Annotated in this window: 23 protein-coding genes; 13 read left to right on the top strand and 10 right to left on the bottom strand. The window is 65.5% G+C overall.

The genetic code is table 11. The features are described 5' to 3' along the window. Window positions 1–29 precede the first annotated feature (29 nt). The 4 genes from G0P99_RS05350 to G0P99_RS05335 form a co-directional block, all read right to left on the bottom strand. Window positions 30–1,472, bottom strand: coding sequence for a DEAD/DEAH box helicase (locus G0P99_RS05350; protein WP_203582977.1), 1,443 nt, complete (start codon window positions 1,470–1,472; stop codon window positions 30–32). A 192-nt stretch (window positions 1,473–1,664) separates the two neighbouring features. Beyond that, entirely contained in the window at window positions 1,665–2,600 is a 936-nt protein-coding gene (locus G0P99_RS05345) for a glycosyltransferase family 2 protein (RefSeq protein ID WP_164128362.1), read from the bottom strand. Between the two features lie 52 nt (window positions 2,601–2,652). Then, the gene (locus G0P99_RS05340) at window positions 2,653–4,260 is read right to left on the bottom strand and encodes a peptide chain release factor 3 (protein WP_164128361.1); all 1,608 of its coding nucleotides are present in this window, start codon (window positions 4,258–4,260) and stop codon (window positions 2,653–2,655) included. A gap of 45 nt (window positions 4,261–4,305) precedes the next feature. Continuing rightward, entirely contained in the window at window positions 4,306–4,752 is a 447-nt protein-coding gene (locus G0P99_RS05335; protein WP_164128360.1) for a cytochrome c, read from the bottom strand. Window positions 4,753–4,947: 195 nt separating this feature from the next. Here G0P99_RS05335 and G0P99_RS05330 point away from each other — a divergent pair, with 195 nt between their 5' ends. Beyond that, window positions 4,948–5,730, top strand: coding sequence for a hypothetical protein (locus tag G0P99_RS05330; protein WP_164128359.1), 783 nt, complete (start codon window positions 4,948–4,950; stop codon window positions 5,728–5,730). A gap of 66 nt (window positions 5,731–5,796) precedes the next feature. On the opposite strand, the gene G0P99_RS05325 is transcribed toward G0P99_RS05330, so the two are convergent. Next, complete coding sequence (locus G0P99_RS05325) at window positions 5,797–6,843, bottom strand: Hint domain-containing protein (protein WP_164128358.1); 1,047 nt, start codon at window positions 6,841–6,843, stop codon at window positions 5,797–5,799. 138 nt (window positions 6,844–6,981) lie between these two features. Between G0P99_RS05325 and G0P99_RS05320 the strand changes: the two genes are divergently transcribed. The 7 genes from G0P99_RS05320 to G0P99_RS05290 all read left to right on the top strand — a co-directional run bounded on the left by G0P99_RS05320 (window position 6,982) and on the right by G0P99_RS05290 (window position 14,128). Next, a complete protein-coding gene (locus G0P99_RS05320; protein WP_164128405.1) occupies window positions 6,982–7,761 on the top strand; it encodes an SDR family oxidoreductase in 780 nt (259 codons plus the stop codon). A gap of 3 nt (window positions 7,762–7,764) precedes the next feature. After that, a complete protein-coding gene (locus G0P99_RS05315; protein ID WP_164128357.1) occupies window positions 7,765–8,871 on the top strand; it encodes a hypothetical protein in 1,107 nt (368 codons plus the stop codon). Between the two features lie 145 nt (window positions 8,872–9,016). Next, window positions 9,017–10,072, top strand: coding sequence for a methyltransferase domain-containing protein (locus tag G0P99_RS05310; RefSeq protein WP_164128356.1), 1,056 nt, complete (start codon window positions 9,017–9,019; stop codon window positions 10,070–10,072). A gap of 90 nt (window positions 10,073–10,162) precedes the next feature. Then, window positions 10,163–11,269 carry an ABC transporter ATP-binding protein gene (locus G0P99_RS05305; protein ID WP_370462713.1) on the top strand — a complete coding sequence of 369 codons (1,107 nt, stop codon included), beginning with the start codon at window positions 10,163–10,165 and terminating at the stop codon, window positions 11,267–11,269. A gap of 159 nt (window positions 11,270–11,428) precedes the next feature. Continuing rightward, window positions 11,429–12,211, top strand: coding sequence for a 5'/3'-nucleotidase SurE (surE, locus tag G0P99_RS05300; RefSeq protein WP_164128355.1), 783 nt, complete (start codon window positions 11,429–11,431; stop codon window positions 12,209–12,211). Beyond that, window positions 12,208–12,855: a protein-L-isoaspartate(D-aspartate) O-methyltransferase gene (locus tag G0P99_RS05295; protein WP_164128354.1), complete on the top strand. Its 648-nt coding sequence runs from the start codon at window positions 12,208–12,210 to the stop codon at window positions 12,853–12,855. The genes surE and G0P99_RS05295 overlap by 4 nt, the downstream gene beginning before the upstream one ends. Before the next feature lie 82 nt (window positions 12,856–12,937). Continuing rightward, window positions 12,938–14,128, top strand: a complete 1,191-nt coding sequence (locus tag G0P99_RS05290; protein ID WP_164128353.1) for a LysM peptidoglycan-binding domain-containing protein — start codon at window positions 12,938–12,940, stop codon at window positions 14,126–14,128. A gap of 137 nt (window positions 14,129–14,265) precedes the next feature. Here the strand turns inward: G0P99_RS05290 and G0P99_RS05285 are convergent, their stop codons facing one another. Both G0P99_RS05285 and G0P99_RS05280 read right to left on the bottom strand, forming a co-directional pair. After that, window positions 14,266–14,931: a YafY family protein gene (locus G0P99_RS05285; protein WP_164128352.1), complete on the bottom strand. Its 666-nt coding sequence runs from the start codon at window positions 14,929–14,931 to the stop codon at window positions 14,266–14,268. A 24-nt stretch (window positions 14,932–14,955) separates the two neighbouring features. Further along, entirely contained in the window at window positions 14,956–15,255 is a 300-nt protein-coding gene (locus tag G0P99_RS05280) for a hypothetical protein (protein ID WP_164128351.1), read from the bottom strand. A gap of 228 nt (window positions 15,256–15,483) precedes the next feature. On the opposite strand from G0P99_RS05280, the gene G0P99_RS05275 reads away from it, so the two are divergent. From G0P99_RS05275 to G0P99_RS05265, 3 genes are read left to right on the top strand one after another with little or no spacing between them, the layout of a single operon-like run. After that, window positions 15,484–15,699: a twin-arginine translocase TatA/TatE family subunit gene (locus G0P99_RS05275; RefSeq protein WP_164128350.1), complete on the top strand. Its 216-nt coding sequence runs from the start codon at window positions 15,484–15,486 to the stop codon at window positions 15,697–15,699. 6 nt (window positions 15,700–15,705) lie between these two features. Continuing rightward, the gene (gene tatB, locus G0P99_RS05270) at window positions 15,706–16,164 is read left to right on the top strand and encodes a Sec-independent protein translocase protein TatB (RefSeq protein WP_164128349.1); all 459 of its coding nucleotides are present in this window, start codon (window positions 15,706–15,708) and stop codon (window positions 16,162–16,164) included. Continuing rightward, window positions 16,161–17,087 (top strand): twin-arginine translocase subunit TatC, encoded by a 927-nt coding sequence (locus G0P99_RS05265; protein WP_164128348.1) that lies wholly within the window; start codon window positions 16,161–16,163, stop codon window positions 17,085–17,087. Before tatB ends, G0P99_RS05265 begins: the two co-directional genes overlap by 4 nt. Window positions 17,088–17,139: 52 nt before the next feature. On the opposite strand, the gene G0P99_RS05260 is transcribed toward G0P99_RS05265, so the two are convergent. The 3 genes from G0P99_RS05260 to G0P99_RS05250 all read right to left on the bottom strand — a co-directional run bounded on the left by G0P99_RS05260 (window position 17,140) and on the right by G0P99_RS05250 (window position 19,950). Beyond that, a complete protein-coding gene (locus tag G0P99_RS05260; protein ID WP_164128347.1) occupies window positions 17,140–18,723 on the bottom strand; it encodes an adenylate/guanylate cyclase domain-containing protein in 1,584 nt (527 codons plus the stop codon). A 152-nt stretch (window positions 18,724–18,875) separates the two neighbouring features. Next, window positions 18,876–19,607: an LrgB family protein gene (locus G0P99_RS05255; protein ID WP_164128346.1), complete on the bottom strand. Its 732-nt coding sequence runs from the start codon at window positions 19,605–19,607 to the stop codon at window positions 18,876–18,878. Beyond that, the gene (locus G0P99_RS05250) at window positions 19,600–19,950 is read right to left on the bottom strand and encodes a CidA/LrgA family protein (RefSeq protein WP_164128345.1); all 351 of its coding nucleotides are present in this window, start codon (window positions 19,948–19,950) and stop codon (window positions 19,600–19,602) included. Before G0P99_RS05250 ends, G0P99_RS05255 begins: the two co-directional genes overlap by 8 nt. Before the next feature lie 189 nt (window positions 19,951–20,139). Between G0P99_RS05250 and G0P99_RS05245 the strand changes: the two genes are divergently transcribed. Together G0P99_RS05245 and G0P99_RS05240 are read left to right on the top strand one after the other, a co-directional pair. Beyond that, a complete protein-coding gene (locus tag G0P99_RS05245; RefSeq protein WP_164128344.1) occupies window positions 20,140–20,979 on the top strand; it encodes an ATP-binding protein in 840 nt (279 codons plus the stop codon). A gap of 73 nt (window positions 20,980–21,052) precedes the next feature. Next, the gene (locus tag G0P99_RS05240) at window positions 21,053–22,609 is read left to right on the top strand and encodes a caspase family protein (RefSeq protein WP_164128343.1); all 1,557 of its coding nucleotides are present in this window, start codon (window positions 21,053–21,055) and stop codon (window positions 22,607–22,609) included. Window positions 22,610–22,619 lie beyond the last annotated feature (10 nt).

Below are 22,619 nucleotides of genomic sequence, written 5' to 3'. Positions count from 1 at the left end.
CGGGGGCCTGTACTCCGCGTGCGCCGGGCTCAGCCCGCCCGGCGTTCCTCGAAGCTGAGCGCAATGAAGCTGGGCAGGTGGTCGCCCATGCCCACCACCTTGCCGCCGCGATCCTCGGACCGGTCGCGGCCGCGCTTGTCGTCGGTCCGGGGTGTGCGCTCGCGCTTGTCCTCGCGCGGTTCGCTCCGGGTCTCCTCGGGACGGGCTTCGCGCTTGTCCTCGCGCGGGGCCTTGTCGGCCCGATTCTCGGTCTCGCGGCGCGGCTTGTCCGACTTGCCCTTGCGCTCCTCGCGCCGTGGTTTCGGCTCGGGCAGTTCTTCGAGGTTGACCGGATTCTCCAGCCGCGGGATGGCTTTCTGGATCAGCTTTTCGATCGCATCCAGCGCCTTTTCGTCGCGCGGGATGCAGAGCGTGATCGCCTTGCCGTCGCGGCCGGCGCGGCCGGTGCGGCCGATCCGGTGCACGTAGTCCTCGGGGTGGCCGGGCACGTCGAAGTTGAACACATGGCTGACCGAGGGCACATCCAGCCCGCGCGCCGCCACGTCCGAGGCCACCAGCAGGCGCAGTTTGCCTTCGCGGAAGCCGTCCAGCGTGCGGGTGCGCTGGCTCTGGTCCAGATCGCCATGGATCGGCGCCGCGTCATAGCCGTATTTTTGCAGCGATTTCGCGACGATATCCACATCCGTCTTGCGGTTGCAGAAGATGATCGCGTTGGTGCATGTCTCGCCCTCGGCGTCGATCAGCGCCCGCAGAACGGCGCGTTTCTCGCTGGCCTCGCGGTCACGGCGCGAGCCCTTGAACTGCACCACACCCTGTTCGATGGTCTCCGACGCGGTGGCCTGGCGGGCCACCTCGATCCGCGCGGGCGCGCTGAGGAAGGTATTGGTGATCCGCTCGATCTCGGGCGCCATCGTGGCCGAGAAGAACAGCGTCTGGCGGGTAAAGGGGGTCAGGCTGAAGATGCGCTCGATATCGGGGATGAACCCCATGTCGAGCATCCGGTCGGCCTCGTCCACCACCATGATCTGCACGCCGGTCAGCAGGAGCTTGCCGCGCTCGAAATGGTCGAGCAACCGGCCCGGCGTGGCGATCAGAACGTCGACGCCCCGGTCGATCAGCGCATCCTGCTCCTTGAAGCTGACCCCGCCAATGAGCAGCGCCTTGGTCAGTTTCAGGTGTTTGGTATAGGTGTCGAAGTTCTCGGCCACCTGCGCGGCCAGTTCCCGCGTCGGGCACAGCACCAGGCTGCGCGGCATCCGCGCCCGGGCGCGGCCACGGGCCAAGAGCGTGATCATCGGCAGGGTAAAGCTGGCGGTCTTGCCGGTGCCGGTCTGGGCGATGCCCAGCACGTCGCGCCCTTCCAGAGCGGGAGGAATCGCGCCTGCCTGAATCGGGGTGGGGGTTTCGTAACCGGCTTCTTCGACGGCCTTGAGGACCTTGGGATTCAGGTTCAGTTCAGAGAATTTTGTCATGTGTGTCCGATATATGCGGACACTCACCGGGCCCGCGCGTCAGTCGTACTGCCGGGCCCATCATGGGCGCTGCGCCGGTCAGGGCGCGCTACGGCTGGGCGGGGCATAGCAAAATCCCCGGCCAGCGTCAAATGTTGCAGGTGCAGCACCGAGATTTACACGCACTGTTGCGAAACGGGCAACAGTGAGTATTTAATAGGGAAACTGTTTCTGCATCGCCGCGTCCAGATCCAGCGCGCGCCGTTTCAGCATCCCTGCCGCCTCCAGCCGCGCGCGCGCCTCGGGCGACACCGCGTTCATCTCGTCGAAAAAGGCGCGCAGCCCGGCCTCGCCGCTTTCCTCCTCGATGGTGCTCAGCAACTCATGCATGCTCAGCCCGCCCACCTCGCGCGGGACATTGGGGGCCAGTTCGGGCCGGTACGACCCCTTGGCGATACGATAGCGATAGGCCGCGATCCAGTGATCCCAGTCGGCACCGTGCCGGTGGCACAGATCGACAGTGTCCAGCTCCACCTGCCCGGGGTTCATCTCCTTGTTGCGAAAGATGTTGTGGATGCGGAAATCGACCTTTTCCAGCCCGGTGCGCGCGATCACCTTGCCCGCGACATGGCTCATGAACCCGCCTTTGACAAAGGCGCCATAGGTCGGATAGAGCCGCCGTACCGTTTCATCCCGCTCAGGCCCACCGGGGATGAACGCCTTGTACAGCGCAGGGTCACCGGCCAGCGCCTCGATCGGGCGCATCCGGGCGCACAGAACCTGCGGCCCGAACCCGCCCAGGATCCCGGCCAGCGGCGTTTCCGGCCAGATGAACTCGTCCACGTCCACATGCGCCAGCCAGTCCACATCGGCGCGGTTATAGGCGTGGCGCGCGTTCATTGTCTGGCGCGCCTGGTGCTTGGCCGGACGGGCCAGCTTGCGGCGCGTCCAATAGGCCTCGTCGCAGGCCCAGACCCGGAGGCGCGGATGCGCCTTGAGCCGGTTGAACACGCCCGGATCCGGGTCGTCGAGATAGAGAAAGAGCCGGTGCGCGCCCAGTTCCAGATGCCATGCGGCAAACCGCAGGATATCGCGCTCGGGCGCCTTGACGGTCGCCACAACGCCCCAGGTCACGCCCTTGTCGCCCATGCCCGATTTCCTTGCCCATTGCCTGTGCGCACAGCCTAGGGCAGGGCGCGGCTCAGGTCATCATCTCTTTGGTCGCGGTCAGCTTAAGCTCGGGGTAATCGCGGATCACCCGGTCGATGTCCCATTGCAGCCGCGTCAGATAGACAACGTCGCCGTCATGGTCATGCGCGATGTGCTGCTTGTTGGCGTTCACGAACTTGTCCATCGCCACCTTGTCGCCCGACACCCAGCGGGCCGAGGTGAATTGCGAGCCGTCGAACCGCACCGGCAGCCCGTATTCCAGCTCGATCCGGCTGGCCAGCACTTCGAATTGCAGTGCGCCCACGACACCGACGATAAAGCCTGAGCCGATCATCGGCTTGAACACCTTGGCGGCGCCTTCCTCGGCAAACTGCATCAGCGCCTTTTCCAGATGCTTGGCCTTCATCGGATCGCCCGCGCGCACGCCCTGCAACAGTTCCGGCGCGAAAGAGGGGATACCGGTCACCCGCAGTGCCTCGCCCTCGGTGAGCGTGTCGCCGATCCGTAACTGGCCGTGGTTCGGGATGCCGATGATGTCCCCGGCCCAGGCCTCTTCGGCCAGTTCCCGGTCCGAGGCAAGGAACAGCACCGGGTTCGAGATCGCCATCGGTTTCTTCGACCGCACATGGGTCAGCTTCATGCCGCGCTGGAAATGACCCGAGGCCAGCCGGACAAAGGCGACCCGGTCGCGATGCTTGGGGTCCATGTTGGCCTGAACCTTGAAGACAAAGCCGGAAACCTTTGTTTCGTCAGGGGAAATCTTCCTCGGTTCCGCGCTCTGCACCTGCGGCTCGGGGCCGTATTTCCCGATCCCCTCCATCAGTTCCTTGACCCCGAAGGAGTTGATGGCCGAGCCAAACCAGATCGGCGTCATATGCCCTTCGAGCACGGCTTGCGGGTCGAGCTTGGGCAAGAGCTCGCGCGCCATCTCCAGCTCTTCATGCAACTGCTCCAGCAGATGCGCGGGCACGTGCTGGGCCAGCTTGGGGTCGTCAAGCCCATTGATTTCAATGCTTTCGGCGACCTTGTTGCGGTCGGCGCGGTCCATCAGCTCCAGCCGGTCGCGCAGGATATCGTAACAGCCGATGAAATCGCGGCCCTGGCCGATGGGCCAGCTGGCGGGTGTCACGTCGATGGCCAGCATCTCCTGGATCTCGTCGATGATCTCGAACGTGTCGCGGCTCTCGCGGTCCATCTTGTTGCAGAAGGTCAGGATCGGCAGGTCGCGCAACCGGCAGACCTCGAACAGTTTCTGCGTCTGGCTTTCAACGCCCTTGGCGCCGTCGATCACCATCACCGCCGCATCAACAGCTGTCAGGGTGCGATAGGTGTCCTCGGAGAAGTCCGAGTGGCCGGGCGTATCGACAAGATTGAACCGGAAGTTCTTGTAATCGAACGACATTGCCGAGGCCGAGACCGAGATGCCCCGATCCTTTTCCATCTGCATGAAGTCCGACCGTGTGCGCCGCGCCTCGCCCTTGGCGCGCACTTGTCCGGCCATCTGGATCGCGCCGCCGAACAGCAGGAACTTTTCGGTCAGCGTGGTCTTTCCCGCATCGGGATGCGAGATGATGGCAAAGGTGCGGCGCCGCGCGATCTCGGGCGGCAATGCGGGGCGGTTTACGGCGATATCCAACATGCAGGCGCGTATATCAGGTTGCGCCGCCCTTGCAAGAATGCGCGTTTACTGCGGTTTGCGGAAATCCTGATGACAGGATTTGCAGGTGCTGCCGATCCGGGCCAGGGCCGGTTTCAGATCGGCCTCGGTCTCGATCGACGCGGCCGCCTCGGCGGCGGCCAGCGTCAACGCCTCGGACCTCTGTCCGAAGGTATCGAACTCCTGCCAGATCACCGGCAATGCCTCGGATTTCGGGTCGTGCTCTTCGGCCATGAACAGGGTCGGCACGCTGGCTGCATGGGCGGCAATGGCGGCGGCGGCGGCCCGGGCCTCGTCGGCATCGAAAACGGCCTCGCCCTTTGCCATGGCGCCCAGGATCTTGGTATTGTCCGCGATCTGCATCATCGCATGCATCCGCGCCTTGACCGCCGGGTTACTCACGCCGCTATGGGCCAGCGCGGCGCCTGCGGCCAGTAGGGTCGCGGTGATCGCTGTCACGAAAATCGGGCGCATCTCATCTCCTCTGCCAAATCTGTCGACCAGCAGAGACCTAGCGCCCGGGGACCGGTCTCTCAACCTTTGCCGTTGCATTGCTCGCTGGAAATGAACGATTGGCGCGAAAATCCGAACGGGTCGCTATACGAAAGGGCAGGCTGTCCGATGCCGCGCGCTGTCCTACCATCGGAATCGTCAAACGGGAGAAAACATATGCGCCATCTGCTTGTTCTGGCCGCCCTCGGCTCTGCGGCCCTGTTCAATGCCGCTCCGGCCTCGGCCGAGTGGTCCTTCAGTTCCGGACCGGTTCCGAACGCCTTTATCCAGACCAACAATGCCACGCTGGAACTGCAATGCGACCGTATCCGCTTTGCGCCTGCCGGTTACGAGGACAGCCAGGACATCCTGTCCAAACGCGGCCTGTCGCTGCGGTTCATGTCCGATGGCCAGACAGAGGCGGCGGCGTTCCAACTGGGCGACGCCAATGCGATGATCGAGTTGGTGGACAATTACCCGGTCGAGATCCGCCTGAACGACATGTCCGATTACAACTTCATCCTCGACCAGGTCGCACAGAACGCCGCGCTGAACATGTCGATGATCGACCAGGATGTGACCTATGGCATCTTTGATCTCAAGGGCTCGGGGCGTGCGGTCAAGTCGCTGCGCGCCAGCTGCGGCGGCTCTGCGCAGAGCGCCGCCGCCAGCACGCCCGAAGCGCCCGAAGGCGTGGTCTATTGCGGTGGCGGCGCGGTCCAGCGGGTCATCGAATACGGGCTGCTGTCGCAACCCGATGGCCAGTGGGACGCGATCGTCACCGTCAACGGCGATACCCTACGCGCGATGACCGCCTACAGCTATTTCGGCAACGCCCAGCCCCCGGCTGGCTTTGTCGTCGCGCTCCTGGGCGAGGATCGTTCCGAATTCCTGGTGTTCGAGCAGAACGGCCGCAACTGGCTGGAATTCGGCGACTACACCTACGAGCAGTGCAACTGAGCCACTGCCACCGGCTTGGAGCATCCAGCTCAAACCCTGAGGCGCTTAGGTTTTGGGTTGGGCGCTCTAGCGGTTGGTCGAGGCTTTCTTCAGCAGCGCAATGGCGTCGGGCCGGTCCAACAGCCGCTTGGACACGTCCACCCCGTGCCCGTCGCCGCGCCCGTGCTGGTCAAGGAGCGGTAGCACCTCTTCCAGAAGCTCCTCGGGCAGGGCGGGCCGGGTCCGCGGGTCGAGCAGCATGGACTCGGCGGCGATCCCCTCGGCATAGATGATGTGATGGCGGTCGAACAGCAGCTGGAAATAATCGACGAATCCGCCTTCCTGCACGAACACCGTATCGCCGTTGACCAGATGCCGCGCCTTGACCAGCAGTTCCGGCTGGCCCGCGCCGATCTCGTCACGGCGCTGATAGACAAACAGCCGGTGATCGGGGCTGACCACCAGGTCGTTCTCGTTGTTGAGCGTCCCGGCCCGGATCACGATAGGGGCGAAATCACCCACCGCGCGCACCGTGCTCTGACCGATCCAGCGCACCTGCTGCACCCCGTCGTCTCGGGTCAGTACCCGGTCACCCACCTTCAATTCTTCGATGGGCATCTGCGCGCCAGAGGCCAACGTGATATGGGTGCCGCGCGTGAACGAGACACAGGTCACCTGAGCGAATTTCTGCCGCGCGTTGTCGCCATCCATCCCCACCAGCGTATAATCGGTCTTGGCCGCCAGCGGCGCCAGCGGCAGCAGGTAGATATCGGCGATATTGCCGTCGGTATCGACCTCGACCAGTACGATGGCATCGGTGGTCATGCCGTCCGGGCTCATCAGGCTCAGCGCGCAATCCAGGTGCAGTGCGTGCCCCGGTCGCCCGCAATCCGTGTCTCCGGCGACATTGAACGTGCCGTCCGCCAGCACCTCCAGCCCCAGGCGGCAGGGCTGCGCATCGGGGCTCAGGCCATAGATATCGTCCAGCATCAGCTCGTCCATCGGCGCGATCCCGTCCCCCAGGTTGGCGCCATTCGTTACCTTGAAGGCGCGGGCGGGGTACACGGGTACGGATTGGGCGGGGGCGTGTCTGGTCACGGTGTCCAACAAATGCTGCGGGCTAAGGTCTTTCATTTTCAATCTGTAAGTCGGGTGGCGCAAATGCAATCCAGTCTGCCGCCAAAATATGGCGGTTCTCGGTCAACCGGGTGGTGATCCCCGGGCAATTGGTGCTAACTCGCGATCAAGAACATCAAGCAGGGAGAGCGGATGATGGATCTGGGTATTGCGGGCAAGAAGGCGCTGGTCTGCGCCTCGTCCAAGGGATTGGGGCTGGGCTGCGCCCAGGCGCTGGCGGCGGCGGGCGTCGATCTGGTGATGAACGCGCGCGGCGCCGAGGCGCTGGAGGCTGCGGCAGAGGCGATCCGCGCGGCGCATGGAGTCAAGGTGACGACCATCGCCTGTGACGTCACCACCCAGGCAGGGCAGGCGCAGGTGATCGAGGCCGCGCAGGGCGTGGACATCCTTGTCACCAATGCCGGCGGCCCGCCGCCGGGCCTCTGGTCGGATTGGGACCGCGACGATTTCATCCGCGCGCTCGACGCCAACATGCTGACACCCATCGCCTTCATGAAGGCGCTCTTGCCCGGCATGATCGACAAGTGCTGGGGCCGGGTGGTCAACATCACCTCGCAATCGGTGCGCGCGCCGATCCCGGCGCTGGGCCTGTCGAACGCGGCCCGCACCGGGCTGACGGGCTATGTCGCAGGCACCTCGCGCCAGGTCGCGCCCTTTGGCGTGACGATCAACAACCTGCTGCCCGGCATCCATGCCACCGACCGCGCCAATGCGCTGGATGGCCCGGTGGCGCAGCAAAAAGGCATCTCGCTCGACGAGGCGCGTGCCGAGCGCGCCGCCACGATTCCCGCCCGCCGCTACGGTTCGCCCGAGGAATTCGGCGCCACCTGCGCCTTTCTCTGCTCGAAGCATGCGGGCTTCATCGTCGGCCAGAACCTGCTGCACGACGGCGGCGGCACCAACCTGACGATGTAGGGCATGGCGCAGGGGTTTTCGCTCAAGGACCAGCTCTTTAACGCGGAAAAGGTCGGCTATCTCGCCGGCCTTTTCGACGGGCCGGGGTTCGACGGTGCCGAGTTCGAGGCGCGGGTGATGGCGCGCCTGCCCGAGCTGGAGCTGAAACAGCGCATCGACTGGATCGCGGCCTGCCTGATGGACAGCCTGCCGGGGGAGCTGCCGCAAGTGGCGGCAGCGATCCTGCACGCCCTGCCGCCGCCGCTCGACCCGAACCTGTCGGACGACGATTTTGGCGATTTCATCTTTGCGCCGCTGGGCGAATGGGTGGCCTCGGCCGGTATCGAACACCCGGACATGGCGCTCGATGTCCTGGCCGAACTCACCCAGCGGTTTTCGATGGAATGGGCGATCCGCCCGTTCCTGAACCGCTGGCCCGACCTGGTTCTGAACCGGATGCGGGACTGGTGTGATCACGACAGCTATCATGTGCGGCGGCTGGTCAGCGAGGGCACCCGCCCGCGCCTGCCCTGGGGCGCGGGCATTGCCCTGCCGCTTGATGCCGCCCTGCCGCTGCTGGACCGCTTGCACGCCGATCCCACCCGCTATGTCACCCGCTCGGTGGCCAACCACCTGAACGATATTGCAAAAAAGGACCCCGACCTGGTGCTGGACCGGCTCTCCGACTGGCGCGCGGCCGCGCGGCAGAGCACCAGCGAGCGCCAGTGGATCACCGCCCATGCCCTGCGCGGGCTGGTCAAGGCGGGCCACCCCGGCGCAATGGCGATGCTGGGTTACGACCCGGGCGCGCCGGTCACGGCGAAGCTGGAGCTTCCGGCGCGCGCCCGCATCGGCACGGATCTTGTCTTGGGGCTGGAACTGAAAGGGGCAGCGGAGCTGCCGGTGCTGGTCGATTACATCGTGTATTTCCAACGTCCCGGCGGCAAGGTCTCGGCCAAGGTCCACAAGTGGAAACAGGCGCGTCTGACGGGCGGCGGCCTACGGTTGGACAAGCGGCACAAGCTGAAAGGCGACGCCAGCACCTTCACCCTTGTGCCCGGGCCGCACCGGGTCGAGGTGCAGGTCAACGGCCGGGTCCGGGCGATGGGTGTTTTCGAGCTGGAAGCGTAAGGGGGCGCTGCCCCCGCCGCCCGTTCCGGGCGACTCCCCCGGAGTATTTCCGGCGAAATGAAGACATGGTCACGCTTTCGTAGGTTCGATTGCGTGGAGGGGCGGGGTGCGCTAGCTGTTGCGCAAATGGAATGAGGGGCCAGCGATGAAACACGAGGCGGTGCAGACCTATTACGGCGAGGTGCTGAAGGGCACCTCGGATTTGCAGACCGACGCCTGCTGTACCGCCGCAGAGATGCCCGCGCATCTGAAACCGGTGCTGGCCAAAGTGCATGACGAGGTGATGGCGCGCTATTACGGCTGCGGCCTGATCGCGCCCCTGGCGCTGGAGGGCGCGCGCATCCTCGATCTGGGCTGCGGCGCGGGGCGCGATGTCTATGCGCTGTCGGCCTTGGTGGGGCCGCAGGGCGCGGTGGTGGGCGTCGACATGACCCAGGCGCAGCTGGACGTAGCGCGCGCCCATCGCGCCTATCATGCCGAAGCATTCGGCTATGACGCGCCCAACACCGAATTTCACCAAGGCTTCATCGAGAAGCTGGAGGACCTACCGCTGGAACCCGGCTCCTTCGACATCATCGTGTCGAACTGCGTGCTGAACCTGGCCACCGACAAGGCGGCGGTGCTGCGCGGCGCGCAGCGGCTCTTGAAACCGGGCGGCGAGATGTATTTCTCGGATGTCTACGCCGACCGCCGCATTCCGGCAGAGCTGGCCGAGGACGAGGTGCTCTATGGCGAATGTCTGTCCGGCGCGCTTTACTGGAACGATTTCCTGACCCTGGCGCGGCAGGCCGGGTTCGGCGACCCGCGCATGGTGGAAAGCCGGGCGCTGAATGTCGGCAACCCGGCGCTGCAAGACAAGCTCGGGCCGATCCGCTTCCTGTCGGCCACTTACCGCCTGTTCAGCCTGGATGGTCTGGAACCGGCCTGCGAGGACTACGGCCAGGCGGTGATCTACAAGGGCACCGTGCCCAACGCGCCGCATACCTTCGTGCTGGACGACCATCATGTGATCGAGACCGGCAAGGTGTTCCCGGTCTGCGGCAATACCTGGCGCATGCTGGCCGAGACGCGCTTTGCGCCGCATTTCGAGTTCATCGGCGATTTCTCCACCCATTACGGCATTTTTGCCGGATGCGGCGGCAACTCGCCGTTCAACGGGCTGGCACCGGCACCGGCACCGGCCTCGGGCGGCTGTTGCTGACAGGGGTGCCTTGCGCTGACGGGACGGGGTTGCTATCCCCGGCCTGAACTCCCGACCAAAAGGCTAGGGATAGGCAGCGAGGCCCGACAGGTGACGGCAGGACGAACCCCTCCGCGGCTCGAGATCCGCAATCTGGTGCGCGTATTCGACGGGCAGCGGGTGGTCGATGACGTATCGCTGTCGATCCGCGCCGGCCAGGTGACCTGCCTCTTGGGCCCGTCGGGCTGCGGCAAGTCGACCACGCTCAGGATGATCGCCGGGGTCGAGATGCAGGACAGCGGCCAGATCCATGTCGATGGCAAGCTGATCTGCGACACGGTGTTCCGCGTCCCGCCCGAGCGGCGCGAGATCGGCCTGATGTTCCAGGACTTCGCGCTGTTTCCGCATCTCAGCGTGGCGGGCAACGTGGCCTTTGGCCTCAAGGGCAGCCGCGAGGAGAAACGCGCGCGGGTCGAGGAGCTGCTGGCCCGCGTGTCGCTGTCGCGCCATATCGACAGCTATCCGCACCAGCTCTCGGGCGGTGAACAGCAACGGGTGGCGCTGGCGCGCGCCCTAGCGCCACGGCCGCGCATCATGCTGATGGACGAGCCGTTCTCGGGTCTCGACAACCGGCTGCGCGACGGTATCCGCGACGACACGCTGGCGCTGCTGAAGGAAGAGGATGCGGCCGTGCTGCTGGTCACGCACGAGCCCGAAGAGGCGATGCGCATGGCCGACGAGATCGCGCTGATGCGCGACGGGCGGATCGTGCAGCAGGGCGCGCCCTACAACGTCTATACCCGCCCGGTGGACAAGGCGGCGGTGGCCTTCTTCAGCGATGTGAACACGCTCAAGGCGCAGGTCAACGGCGCATTGGCCGCCACCCCCTTTGGCCAGTTCCTGGCGCCCGGCATCCCCGACGGCACCGATGTCGACATCGTTTTCCGCCCCCAGCATGTGAAGCTCGACTTTGACCGGGGTGGCAGGGGGCCGCTGCCCACGCCCTCGGACGGGGTCGCGGCGCGCGGCGTGGTCGAGCGGGCGCGTTTTCTGGGCGGTGAGAGCCTGGTCGAGTTCCGGATGGATTTCAACGGATCCATGCTCAAGGCCACGGTGCCCAATGTGTTCATCCCCGAACCCGGCCGGGTCATGTGGCTGACCATCCGCCGCGACCGCTGTTTCGTCTTCCCGGCCCCGGCCGGGCGCCAAAAAATCTGAGATTTTTTGTGCCCAGAATTTTTGCAAAATTCTGGCTCTCCCCCTCTGATCGGTGCGGTTTTGCCGCCGACTGATACAGGAATGCCGCAGAACGGCGGCCTGCCGCGCTTGCCGTGCGGGTGACCCGCGTCTATCAAGGGCAAAACGGGGCAGGACGACATGCGCATTCTCATCACCAATGACGACGGCATCAACGCGCCGGGCCTGGCCGCGCTCGAGGCACTGGCCCGCGACCTCGCCGGCCCGGAGGGAGAGGTCTGGACCGTGGCCCCGGCCTTTGAACAGTCGGGCGTGGGTCACTGCATCAGCTATACCCATCCGATGCTGATCGCCAAACTGGGCGAGCGGCGGTTCGCGACCGAAGGCAGTCCGGCCGACTGCGTGCTGGCGGGCCTGCATGACGTAATGAAGGACGCGCCCCCCGACCTGGTGCTGTCGGGGGTGAACCGGGGCAACAACTCGGCCGAGAACGCGCTCTATTCCGGTACGCTCGGCGGCGCGATGGAGGCGGCGCTTCAGGGCCTGCCCGCCATTGCGCTGTCGCAGTTCTTTGGCCCGCGCAACTATGGCCGCGAAGATCCCTTCGAAATCGCCCAGACCCACGGCGCCGAGGTGGTCCGTCGCATCCTCGCCGCCTGGCCCCAGGAACGGCCCGACTACCGCCTGTTCTTCAACGTGAACTTTCCGCCGGTACCTGCCGCCGAGGTCAAGGGAACCAAGGTCGTCCGCCAGGGCTTTCGCCAGGGCTCGCGCTATGCGGTCGAACCGCATCTGTCGCCCTCGGGCAAGCGCTTCCTCTGGATCAAGGGCGGCGACCAGCAGGCGCGCACCGCGCCAGGTACCGATGCCGCCGTCAATCTCGACGGCTATATCTCGGTCACGCCCATGCGCGCGGACCTGACCGCCGAAGACACGTTGGAGGCATTGCAGGCCACCCTATGAGCGGACCCGACGCCGAAACCAAGATGCAGTTCCTGTTCGCGCTCCGTTCAAAGGGCGTGACCGACCGGCGGGTGCTGGCGGCGATGGAAGAGGTCGATCGCGGCCTATTCGTGCGTGGCCTCTTCGCCGAACGCGCCTACGAGGACATGCCGCTGCCCATTGCCTGCGGTCAGACCATCAGCCAGCCCTCGGTTGTCGGGCTGATGACCCAGGCGCTCGAGGTGCATCCGCGCGACAAGGTGCTCGAAGTCGGCACCGGTTCGGGCTATCAGGCCGCGATCCTGGCCAAGCTGGCGCGCCGGGTCTATACCGTCGACCGCCACGCCCGCCTGGTGCGCGAGGCGCAGACCCTGTTCCAGCGTCTGCAACTGGTCAATATCACCACGATGACCGCCGATGGTTCCTTTGGCCTGTCCGATCAGGCCCCCTTTGACCGCATCATCGTCACCGCCGCCGCCGAAGATGCGCCCGGCCCGCTCTTGGCGCAACTGAAGATCGGCGGTATCATGGTTCTGCCCGTCGGCCAGTCGGACACGGTGCAGACCCTGATCCGGGTCCGTCGCCACGAGACCGGATTCGACTATGATGAATTGCGCCCGGTCCGTTTCGTGCCGCTGCTCGAAGGGCTGGGCAAGGATGGCTGAGACCCCCGGGTCCTGTTGCCCGGACCCTGTTGATTGACGCGAACCCCCGGACCACATGGGGGGCAGCATTGAGGATAATGAGATGCGTGTTTCGTTCCGAACCCTGACCAGACCGACCCTGGCCTGTGCCGCGCTGGCGCTGCTTGCCGCCTGCGAGGGGCCGCTCGACTATGATCTGCGGGGCCAGATCGGCGCCTTCAACACCACCGAGGCCGCACAGGCGGCCAAGACCGCGCCGCGCCCGAAACCGGATACGCGCGGAGTGATTTCCTATCCCAACTACCAGGTGGCGGTGGCCCGGCGCGGCGATACGGTCACCTCGCTGGCCGAACGGGTCGGCCTGCCGTCGGGCGAACTGGCGCGCTTCAACGGGCTGCAACCCGATGACGTCCTGCGCGAGGGCGAGGTGCTGGCGCTGCCGCGCCGCGTTGCCGAACCGGCCGGGCAGGGCGGTAATGTCGATATCGCGGCCCTGGCGGGCAGCGCCATCGACCAGGCGCCGGACACCACCCCGGTCCAGACCACGACACTGGAACCTGCCAAACCCGCCGCGCCCGCGCCCTCGGCCGCCAAACCCAGCGGTCCGGAACCGGTGCGGCACAAGGTGGCGCGGGGCGAGACCGCCTATACCATCTCGCGCCTTTACCAGGTGCCGGTCAACGCGCTGGCCGAATGGAACGGCCTCGGCTCCGATTTCGCCATCCGCGAGGGCCAGTACCTGCTGATCCCGGTCAAGGATCAGCCAGCGCCAAAGAAACAGGCGGCAACTCCCGCCGCCGCCGCCACCACCACCGCGCCCGGCACGGGGTCGCCCACGCCCACGCCGCCCTCGGCCACAAAACCGCTGCCGGACGAGAAAGTCGCCGCCGCCACCGCGCCCGCCGCGCCAGATGTCTCGGTGGGGCAACCCACCGCCAGCAGCAAGTCCCAGCTCGCCTTTCCGATCAAAGGCAAGATCGTGCGGCCCTATGAAAAGGGCAAGAACGAAGGGATCGATATCGCTGGCGCTCCGGGCAGCGCGGTAAGCGCCGCCGAAGGCGGCACCGTGGCCGCGATCACGGCGGATGCCGATCAGGTGCCGATCGTGGTGATCCGCCATGCCGACAACCTGCTGACCGTCTATGCCAATGTCGACGGCATCGAGGTGAACAAGGGCGACACCGTGAAACGCGGTCAGAAAATCGCCCGCCTGCGCGACGGCGACAACGCCTATGTGCATTTCGAGGTGCGCAAGGGTTTCGACAGTTTCGACCCCGAACCTTATCTCAAGTGAGTGTACGGGCCTTGCGGCCCGTGCCTCCGGCGGGAGTATTTTCGACCAGAAAGAAGCGCAAGCGCGCCCGCGTCTTCATCTCGCCGGAAATACTCCGGGGGAGTCCGCAGGACGGGGGCAGCGCCCCCACACCCCGCTCAGGGCTGGTAATCGGCCAGGGTCTTGCCGGGCTCGTCGCGGAAGAGTTCCGGCAATGGGGCCACCGCCTCGATCAGGTCGATGCGGAACACCCGGAACCCCTCGCGCAGCTCGCACCAGGCGGTCAGGGTCCAGACTCGTCCCCAGTATTCCATATGCAGCGGCCGCACCACGCGCTCGGTCAGTTCCCCGTCGATGCGCCGATAGCTGAGCCGCAGCTTCTGCCGTGCCTTGATCGCGGCCCGGATCGGCGGCATATGCGCCAGGCCGCGCGCGGCATCGGCAAAGGGGTAGACGGCGAATTTCCAGGCATCGGCCTCGGCAATGGTGCGGATGGGCAGCACCGCGTCGATCTTGTCGGCGAGCGTCAGCGCCGCCGCCTTCAGCTCCGGGTCCGCCGCCTCGGCCACGATCGCCATGCCGAGGTTCAGCGCCTCCAGCTCGGTCGGGGTCAGGTTCAGCGGCGGCAGGGTGATCTGCTCGCGCACCATGTAACCGACGCCGCGCTCGCCCTCGACCGGGATGCCCGAGGCGGCCAGCGTGTCCATGTCGCGATAGATGGTGCGGACCGACACTTCCAGCCGGTCCGCGATATCCTGCGCGCGGTGCAGCTTGCCGTCGCGCAGGATGCCGATGATGTCGAACAGGCGGTCACTACGACGCATGACCCGCCCCTCCGCAGCTCTGCGTTACATCTGCCAGTGCACCGCCTCGTGCCGCATGCGCAGGCTGTCGGGGGCAATGGCGGCCATCAGCGCCGCCGCGCAGTCCGCGCTCTCGAAGGCGCGCGCGGCCGCCTCGGCCGCCGCCGCATCGGTCCAGACCACGCAATCGGTCCAGCGACCGTCGGCGCCCTGGCTCAGCCTGCGGTGAAGAAAGCCGGGCAGGGCGCGCACAAAGTCTTCGGTCTGCCGGCTCAGCTCCACAAAACGCGCGGCGCTGACATCGGGGTTCAGCGCGAAGGTGACGATCTCGACGGTCTCGGTCATGGGATATCCTTCTGTCCATGTTGCGATGCTCCCGTGATATCCACCCTCAACTGACATAAACCTGTCAGGAGGATCAAGCCCCCCCGGCAAAATCGCAAATTTCGCCCTGATCGCGGCACGCGCGGCTCCGCGCCCTCTTTGCCGTCACCCGCGCCCGCGCTAGACCCGGGATCAGAGACATGCCCGGAGGCGCGCCCGCGCGTCCGATGACGACAAAGGAGACGATCCATGCTCAACAATATCGGCCTTCCCGGCCTTCTGCTCATCGCCGTCGTGGTCCTCGTGCTGTTTGGCCGCGGCAAGATCAGCTCGCTCATGGGCGAGGTCGGCAAGGGCATCACCGCCTTCAAGAAGGGTGTCAGCGACGGCACCAAGGAGCTTGAGGAAGACGTGGCCCAGACCGCCAAGGACGTCTCGCCCGAGACCGACAAGGACAAGGCGTAACCGCATATGTTCGATCTGGGCTGGAGCGAGCTTCTGGTGATTGGCGTCGTGGCGCTGATCGTCGTGGGGCCCAAGGACCTGCCCGTGCTGTTTCGCAACGTCGGTCGCTGGGTCGGCAAGGCCCGCGGGCTGGCGCGTGAATTCAGCCGGGCGATGAACGATGCCGCCGACGAGGCCGGGGTCAAGGAGATCTCCAAGGGGCTCAAGGCCGCCACCAACCCGGTGGATTCGGCCCTGGACGGGGTGCGCAAGGCCGCCAGCGACCTGCGCAAGGGCGTGGACCCGACCAAATACGACCCCGGCACCGAGACCGGCAAACTGGCGACCGAGCGGGCCGCGCAGGCCAAGAAGATCCAGGCCGCCACCGCCCGCGCCGCCGCGGAACGGCGCCTGCGCGAGGCCACGGCCGAGCTTGAAAAGGCTCAGGAAGCCGAGGCCGCGCTGAAACCCGGAACCGAGACATGAGCAAGACAGACGAGATCGACGACACGTCCGCCCCGCTGATCGAACACCTGGCCGAACTGCGCACCCGCCTGATCCGCGCGGTGATGGCCTTTATCGTGGGGATCGTGCTGGCCTTTGTCGTGGCCGAGCCGATCCTCCAGTTCCTGCTGGCGCCGATCGAGGCGACGCTGCGCGAGTTGGGCGACCCGTCGCCGACGCTGCAATACACCTCGCCGCAGGAATACCTGTTCACCTTGTTCCGCATCTCGATGGTGTTCGGGTTTGCGCTCTCCTTCCCGGTGATCGGCTACCAGCTCTGGCGCTTTGTCGCGCCCGGGCTCTACCGCTCGGAAAAGGGCGCGTTCCTGCCCTTCCTGATCGCCTCGCCCTTCATGTTCCTTCTGGGTGCGGCCTTCGCGCAATTCGTGGTCACGCCGCTGGCGATGCAGTTCTTCCTGGGCTTTGCCGATGTCAGCTCGATCTTCGCCAACCTGTTGTCGGGGGCGGCGGGGGATGTGCCCGCGGATGTGGCGGTGGTTCCCGAAACCTCCGATGGGGTCAGGATCACCTTCTTCGGCAAGGTCAACGAATCGCTCGACATCACGCTCAAGTTCATCATGGCCTTTGGTCTCTGCTTCCAGCTTCCGGTTCTTCTGACCCTGATGGGCAAGGCCGGTCTGGTCAGCGCCGAGGGGCTGGGCAGCGTGCGCAAATACGCCGTCGTGGCGATCCTGGTGCTGGCGGCCCTGGTGACCCCGCCGGACGTGGTGACCCAGCTCATCCTCTTCGTGGTGGTCTACGGGCTTTACGAGATCTCGATCTTTCTGGTGGCCCGGGTCGAAAAGAAACGCGAGGCTCAGTTGCGCGCCGACGGCTATTATGACGACGAACAGGAATTCGACGATCCGCTGATGGCCGAGTTCGACGAGGAAGAGAGCAAGTAGGCGCCAGGCGTCTGGAGATGACCAAAGGGCGCGCCGATATCGGCGCGCCCTTTTACGTCCGGGGTCTGGAGGGCGCCTCTGCCTGCGGTCCGGTGTCCCCCAAGCGCCCCGTCAGCCACCAGGTCTGCATCGGTCCGACCCCATCGACTTGGACTTGCCCCCGTGGCACGAACCCATAGCGTCCTGCCAGTTGGTCCCGCACTGGCTTTGTCGCCTGTATCCGCCCCGGTTCACCATGGCTTTCCATGCGGCTTGCGATGTTCACCGTTTCGCCCCAGACGTCATAGAAGAGCTTCTGGTGGCCTATCACACCGGCCACCGCCGGCCCGGCATGCAGGCCGATCCGGATGTCCACGCCTCCGGCAAAGGTCTGGGCGACATCCAGCATGTCCAGCGCCATTTCCGCAACCCTGTGCACCGGATCGTCACACGCCACCGGCGCGCCCGCCGCAACCATATAGGAATCGCCGATCGTCTTGATCTTTTCCAGCCCGTGCCGTTCGGCCAGTTCGTCGAATGCCGAAAAGATGCCGTTGAGAAAATTGACGATCTCCTCCGGCGTCATCTTTGCGGCCCGCGGGGTAAAGCCCGCGATATCGGCAAACAGGATCGCCACCAGCGGCAGGCTGTCCGCGATTGTCCTTGTCGGATCGTCCTTGAGCCGGGCGGCGATCTGCTCGGGCAGGAGGTTGCGCAGCAACCTCTCGGACCGCGCGTGTTCGGTGGCCAGCTCCGCCCGTTGTGCCTCGACCTTTGCATAAAGCTCCCCCAGCCGCTGGCTGGTCGCGTTCACATTGCGGGCCAGATCCCCCAACTCGTCCCGGTTGGGAACCGTGACCCGCACATCGAACCGGCCGCCCGCGATGGCGTTCAGGGTCCGGCCAATCCGCCGGACCGGCCAGATCAGCGACCCGGAAATCGCATAGCCAAGCAGAAACGCCAAACCAATCGCGACCAGGGCCGAGGCGATGACCATCTCGCGCGAGGCCTCATAGGCCAGTGCCGTCGATTTCGCCGTTTCGGCCATTTCCGCTTCGATGTCCTGAACCTTGGAATAGGCGCCCCGCTGCATCCGCAGCGCGATGGGCAAAAAGGTTTGGCGTGCGATCGCGCCTGCGGACTTGTAATCCTTGCTCTCGCGCAAGGAGCCTGCGCGCCGGGCAATCTCCTGCAACCGCTTTGCACTTGCCCGCTGCGCCGAGATTTCCGCATTGTCCGGCAGCCCGGCGCGCCCGATCGTCCTGAGTCCCTGACCAGTGTGTAGGACGAGGTTGTTGGTGCCTTCGATGAGGAGAAAAGAGGTGTTGATAAAGAACCCGCTGGCGTTCTGCCGCTGCACATCGTTTGGGTCGATGGCTATCGCCGTGGCCAGGGTCACCAGATCGCTCAGATACAGGTATTGATCGTTGAAAAACGCGATGCGCGCCTGATCGCGCAACAATCTCTCGGTTCTGTCGTTCGCCTGCCGCAGTGTCTCCAACCCGATCCAGGCCAGCCCGGCCATCAACAAAGTGACACCCAGAAAGGCCGACAGCAGCTTCAGCCGGATCGAAACCGACAGACCGGCAATCGAACGAACCAGGATGTTCGGCCGGGGTGTCGTCTCGTCCGCGTGGTGATCTGGTGATTGCGGCAACGTCCGCCTCCCCAAAGCCCTGCCACTTCAACTAATCACACCGGCAGAGCTGAGACAAACGTCTGGGGCAAACACGCAAGGCCAAATGGCTTTCCCGATCTTGCCCGCCTGCAACGTCCAAACCACAAGTCCCAAGAGGCGCACGGGCCGCGTCAGACCAGACCGAACCGCACAAAGAGCGCCCAGAGCAGCGGCAGCAGCAGCGCGGTGGCGACCGCGTTCAGCCCCATGGCCAGCCCCGAAAACGCGCCCGCCGTCTCGTTCACCTGCAAGGCCCGCGCGGTGCCGATTCCGTGGCTGGCCGTGCCCATCGCCAAGCCGCGCGCCTGCCAGTCGCGGATGCCCAGCAGGTTCAGCAGCATTGGCCCGAACATGGCCCCGAAGATCCCGGTCACGATCACCAGCACCGCCGTCAGCGAGGGCAGCCCGCCCAGTTCCTCGGCAATGGCCATCGCCACCGGCGCCGTCACCGATTTGGGCGCGACCGAGGCCAGCAGCGCCCCCGATCCTCCCATCAGACGGGTCACCGCGACTGCCGTCAGGATCGCGGTCAGAGACCCGCACAAGAGGCTGACCGTGATCGCGAGCGCCGAGCGCCGGACCCGGTGCCATTGACGATAGAGCGGCACGGCAAGCGCCACGGTCGCGGGACCCAGCAGGAAATGCACGAATTGCGCGCCCTGGAAATAGGTGCCGTAATCCGTCCCCGTCAGAACCAGCACCGCCACCACGATCAGCACTGCGCCCAGCACCGGGTTCAGGAACGGGCTGCGGCCCCCCCGCTCGAACAGCCAGCTTGCCGCCTGAAAGGCGACCAGCGTCAGCGTCAGGTGAAACAGCGGCGAGGCGCTGAGATAGACCCAGGTTTCGGCCAGACTATCCATCGCTCGGCGCTCTCCGGCCCAGCCAGCGCATCAACAGGCCGGTCACCGCGATGGTGGCCAGCGTGCTGACGACAACCGCCACGCCCAGCGGCACCAGCGCCTCGCCCAGGAGGCGAAAATGCAGCATCACCCCGGTCCCCGCCGGCACGAACAGCAGCGACATCGCCCGCAGCAATCCGCCCGCCGTCTGCTCCAGCGCCTCGGGCACCTCGCCTCGGATCATCAGGAGCGCGAACAGCACCAGCATGCCCAGAACCGGCCCAGGCACCGGCAAGTGCAGCGCGCCCACCGCCAGTTCCCCGGCCAGTTGGCACACCAGTATCAATGTCAGGAACCCCAGCATCATGCCCTCCGCTTGCCCCGGACTTGCAGAGTGTCAGTGGGGTCCGCGCGGATCAAGCCGTCACGCGCCTTGTCTGAGGCTGTACAAAACGGTCAATTCCCCCTCTAGAACAGGTACAAAACGGTCAATCCGGCCCTTGCCGCGCCGCCGCGAACATGGTTTCTGTGCCCGACCGCAGGGAGGAGAGACATGGACAACGACGCGCTCAACCGCATTGCCGAAGCCCTCGAACGCATGGCGCCCGCCCCCCTGCGCGCCCCCGATTTCGCCAGCGCGCCGGCCTTTGTCTGGCATGTCGGGCCGGAACGGCTGGAACCGGTGCGCGATGTCAGCCGGGTCGATCTTGACCTGCTGGTGGGCATCAACCGCTCGCGCGATACGCTCTTGGACAACACCCGCCGTTTCGCTGCCGGGTTCAAGGCCAACAATGCCCTTTTGTGGGGCGCGCGTGGCATGGGAAAATCGAGCCTGGTCAAGGCGGTGCACGGCACACTTCAGCCTGAATTCCCGGATCTGAAACTGGTCGAGCTTCAGCGCGAGGACCTGCCCTCGGTCGCGCGCCTGCTGAACCACCTGCGCAGCGCATCGCAACGTTTCATCCTGTTCTGCGACGATCTTTCGTTCAGCCATGACGACCAGCATTACAAGTCGCTCAAGGCGGTTCTGGACGGCGGGATCGAGGGGAGGCCCGAGAATGTGGTGTTCTATGCCACCTCCAACCGCCGCCATCTGATGCCCCGCGACATGATCGAAAATGAACGCTCCAGCGCCATCAACCCCTCTGAGGCGGTCGAGGAAAAGGTTTCGCTCTCCGACCGCTTCGGTCTCTGGCTTGGCTTCCATCCCTGCGATCAGGACGAATATCTTGCGATGATAGACCGCTATTGCGCTGCATATGGTGTATCCGTCGCGCCCGAGACCCTGCGCGCCGAAGCCATCGAATGGCAGGCGACGCGCGGCGCCCGGTCCGGTCGCGTTGCCTGGCAGTTCTTCGTCGATCTGGCCGGACGGCAGGGCGTGGCGATCTGACCGGCTCCGGTTGATCGGTAACGGACACTGTGGCAGACTGAACCGAACCTCTCTTGAGGGGGGGAGGGAATTGATGCTCAGACTTGTCTTTGCCCTGTTTTTCAGCCTGTTGCCCGCCGTTCTTTGGGCAGAGAAGGTGGCCCTGGTCATCGGCAACGAGCGCTACCAGAATGTGACTCCGCTGGCCAATCCCGGCCGCGATGCCGAGGCTGTCTCGGCGGCGCTGAGCAAGCAGGGGTTCGACGTGGTCAAGGCCACCGACCTGACCCGCAGCGCGCTCTACAACACCCTGCGCGAGTTCCGCGACAGGGCCGACCGCGCCGATGTCGCCATGGTCTATTATGCCGGTCACGGTATCGAGGTGGGCGGCCAGAACTTCCTGATCCCGGTCGATGCACGCCTCTCGGACGAGCGCGATGCCGACCTTGAAATGATCGGCATGGACGTGGTCCTGCGGCAGCTCTCGGGGGCGAAGAAGCTCAAGATGGTGGTGCTGGACGCCTGCCGCGACAATCCGTTTGTACAAAAGATGCAGCGCGAAAACCGCGGCCGCAACATAGGCCAGGGACTGGCCATCGTCTCCAACGCCGAGGCCGCCACCCTCATCGCCTATGCCGCCGCCGCAGGCGAGGTGACCCCCGATGGTCCCGCGGGCCATAATTCGCCTTTTACCTCGGCCTTTCTCAAGGCGCTGGATCTGCCACCGGCAGATGTGCGCATCCTGCTTGGTGCAGTGCGGGACGAGCTGAACCGTACCGTCCCCGGCGCGGTGCCGTTTGTCTATTCCTCGCTTGGCGCCGAACAGGTGGTGATCAATCCCAACTCGACAAAACCTGAACCACCTGTGCCGGTGACCACGGAAAAACCCGTGGTTCATGACGAGGAGCAGATGCTGCGCGACTACGCCATGGCGGAATTTTCGGGCTCGGTCGAGACCTGGGACGCGTTCCTTGAAACCCATGCCGCGCAGTCTTCGCAACTGCTGTATCTGCTGGCGCAGCGCACGCGCGCCCAATTGGCGGGCCAGAAAATTGCGGCACTGCCACCACAGACCGGAACCGCCGAGCGTGCCACAGACCCCGCACCGGTGACTACTTCCGTTGCCCCGCCTGCGGGCGAACAGCAACAAGCCGCAGTCCAGATCCCGGCCATTCCTGTGCCCGAACCGCAACCCGCGCCCCAGCCGCAGGCTCCGGCGCTGAGCCGGGACGAGCTGAAGCGCGCCGTGCAAGCGGCGCTGAAGGATCGCGGCTGTTATCGCAGTTCGGTGGACGGCATCTGGGGGCGTGGCTCGCTGGCCGCGCTGGTCCGGTTCAACGAGGCGGCCGGAACCGACCTGCACCTTGACAGCAACGCCGACGCCGAAGTGTTCGCTGCGGTACTGGAAGAAGTCGAGCAGAGCGAAGAGGTGATCTGTGCCGCGGCCCAGCCGACGCCAAAACCGGCGCGGAAAACGACAACGGCGCGCAAACCGTCGACCACGTCAACGGCGACGGTCCAACAAGCGGCGCCCGACCCAACGCCGCCAAAACCCGCGGTCAAATCCGGTGCACCGACCTGCCGTCCGAAATACGGGACCCTCTACGGGTCGGACGGGTCGTTGTCGGTCGGCCTGCCAATCTGCCGCTAGGGTTGCGATA

Origin of the sequence: Ruegeria sp. PrR005, from assembly GCF_010500245.1 — a bacterium.
Classification (GTDB): domain Bacteria; phylum Pseudomonadota; class Alphaproteobacteria; order Rhodobacterales; family Rhodobacteraceae; genus Ruegeria_B; species Ruegeria_B marisflavi.
The sequence above is the reverse complement of the archived record's forward strand: the minus strand, read 5'-3'. Positions and strand labels throughout refer to the sequence as shown.

Bases quoted from the DNA above. Each gene is read 5' to 3' on its own strand.
- G0P99_RS05350 (WP_203582977.1), bottom strand. From the start codon at position 1,472: ATGACAAAATTCTCTGAACTGAACCTGAATCCCAAGGTCCTCAAGGCC.
- G0P99_RS05345 (WP_164128362.1), bottom strand. From the start codon at position 2,600: ATGGGCGACAAGGGCGTGACCTGGGGCGTTGTGGCGACCGTCAAGGCG.
- G0P99_RS05340 (WP_164128361.1), bottom strand. From the start codon at position 4,260: ATGTTGGATATCGCCGTAAACCGCCCCGCATTGCCGCCCGAGATCGCG.
- G0P99_RS05335 (WP_164128360.1), bottom strand. From the start codon at position 4,752: ATGCGCCCGATTTTCGTGACAGCGATCACCGCGACCCTACTGGCCGCA.
- G0P99_RS05330 (WP_164128359.1), top strand. From the start codon at position 4,948: ATGCGCCATCTGCTTGTTCTGGCCGCCCTCGGCTCTGCGGCCCTGTTC.
- G0P99_RS05325 (WP_164128358.1), bottom strand. From the start codon at position 6,843: ATGAAAGACCTTAGCCCGCAGCATTTGTTGGACACCGTGACCAGACAC.
- G0P99_RS05320 (WP_164128405.1), top strand. From the start codon at position 6,982: ATGGATCTGGGTATTGCGGGCAAGAAGGCGCTGGTCTGCGCCTCGTCC.
- G0P99_RS05315 (WP_164128357.1), top strand. From the start codon at position 7,765: ATGGCGCAGGGGTTTTCGCTCAAGGACCAGCTCTTTAACGCGGAAAAG.
- G0P99_RS05310 (WP_164128356.1), top strand. From the start codon at position 9,017: ATGAAACACGAGGCGGTGCAGACCTATTACGGCGAGGTGCTGAAGGGC.
- surE (WP_164128355.1), top strand. From the start codon at position 11,429: ATGCGCATTCTCATCACCAATGACGACGGCATCAACGCGCCGGGCCTG.
- G0P99_RS05295 (WP_164128354.1), top strand. From the start codon at position 12,208: ATGAGCGGACCCGACGCCGAAACCAAGATGCAGTTCCTGTTCGCGCTC.
- G0P99_RS05290 (WP_164128353.1), top strand. From the start codon at position 12,938: ATGCGTGTTTCGTTCCGAACCCTGACCAGACCGACCCTGGCCTGTGCC.
- G0P99_RS05285 (WP_164128352.1), bottom strand. From the start codon at position 14,931: ATGCGTCGTAGTGACCGCCTGTTCGACATCATCGGCATCCTGCGCGAC.
- G0P99_RS05280 (WP_164128351.1), bottom strand. From the start codon at position 15,255: ATGACCGAGACCGTCGAGATCGTCACCTTCGCGCTGAACCCCGATGTC.
- G0P99_RS05275 (WP_164128350.1), top strand. From the start codon at position 15,484: ATGCTCAACAATATCGGCCTTCCCGGCCTTCTGCTCATCGCCGTCGTG.
- tatB (WP_164128349.1), top strand. From the start codon at position 15,706: ATGTTCGATCTGGGCTGGAGCGAGCTTCTGGTGATTGGCGTCGTGGCG.
- G0P99_RS05265 (WP_164128348.1), top strand. From the start codon at position 16,161: ATGAGCAAGACAGACGAGATCGACGACACGTCCGCCCCGCTGATCGAA.
- G0P99_RS05255 (WP_164128346.1), bottom strand. From the start codon at position 19,607: ATGGATAGTCTGGCCGAAACCTGGGTCTATCTCAGCGCCTCGCCGCTG.
- G0P99_RS05250 (WP_164128345.1), bottom strand. From the start codon at position 19,950: ATGCTGGGGTTCCTGACATTGATACTGGTGTGCCAACTGGCCGGGGAA.
- G0P99_RS05245 (WP_164128344.1), top strand. From the start codon at position 20,140: ATGGACAACGACGCGCTCAACCGCATTGCCGAAGCCCTCGAACGCATG.
- G0P99_RS05240 (WP_164128343.1), top strand. From the start codon at position 21,053: ATGCTCAGACTTGTCTTTGCCCTGTTTTTCAGCCTGTTGCCCGCCGTT.